Raw genomic sequence first — 981 nt, 5'->3', positions numbered from 1 at the left:
ATCACCTTTGCCACCTGCTCATCGGAGACGGTTCGCGGGCGGCCGGGCCGGTACTCGTCGGTGAGCCCCTCGATCCGGTCCTTTACGAACCTGCGGCGCCACTTGCCGACTGTGTGCTCGTGCACCCCAAGGCGCTCGGCCACCTCCTTGCTTTGCGAGCCATCTGCGCACAGCAGGATCATCCGGCACCGATCCGACAACGACCGCGGGGTTTTGTGCCGCCGAACCTGCGTCTCGAGGAAATCGCGCTCCTCGCCTGTTAACACCACCGCGTCCGCCTGCCGACCTACCATCGCTCATCTCCTCACCTGGATCTGAATCAATGATCTGGATTACAGTTGGACACCCGCAACAACCACACTTTTGGCGGCGTGATTGACCGGGTCGTTGGGGCGGCTTGAGATATGCCATTTGAGTGGGTCGATGGGCCGCTCTGTGGTGGTTTTTTCCGGCTTTTCAGCGTGATCCGTGGATTTCAGGCGCACCTATCCTGTGGCTGCACGCCGTTCGTGGAAGATCAGGCGGTCGAAGTTCTAGACCAAGTTGGCCAGCGTCAGTTTGGCCTGCGCGCGTGCCAAGCCGATGGTGCGGATGAAGAGCCCGTAGCGGTTTTTCTGGTGCGCAAAAACATGCTCAACCCTGGCCCGCACGGCTGACTTTGCAGCGTTGGCGCGCGATGTGCGCTCGGGCATGGGCTTGCCCTTGGGCTTTCTGCGATGGATGCGGCTTGTGAGCATGTTGTTCGTCAGCCAGGCCTCGTTCTTCTGACTGCGATAGGCGCTATCGGCCCAGACATCGCCGGCAGTGTTGCGGATATCGATTACCCGGCGCAGCTGACGCCCGTCGCTGTCTGCAGCCGAGGTCACCGCTGCCTTTCGGATGAACCCAAAGCGCCGATCGATGCTGATATGCGATTTGTAGCCGAACACCGGCGTTGCAATCTGCGGCAGCGGTGTCCCGTCGGGACGATAGCGGATCTTG

At 61.2% G+C, this 981-nt stretch carries 2 protein-coding genes; both read right to left on the bottom strand.

Translation table 11 applies throughout. From position 1 onward, the window contains the following. Nucleotides 1-293: helix-turn-helix domain-containing protein (locus G7A66_RS12905; RefSeq protein WP_174294208.1), on the bottom strand; the 293-nt coding region annotated here is incomplete at its 3' end. Between the two features lie 240 nt (nucleotides 294-533). Further along, nucleotides 534-981 (bottom strand): transposase (locus G7A66_RS14355; protein WP_232366889.1); only part of this gene is annotated, 448 nt, incomplete at its 5' end.

It is taken from the genome of Alteripontixanthobacter muriae, assembly GCF_013336795.1.
GTDB lineage: Bacteria > Pseudomonadota > Alphaproteobacteria > Sphingomonadales > Sphingomonadaceae > Pseudopontixanthobacter > Pseudopontixanthobacter muriae.
Note: the sequence above shows the minus strand (reverse complement) of the source record. Positions and strands in the feature narration are given on the sequence as shown.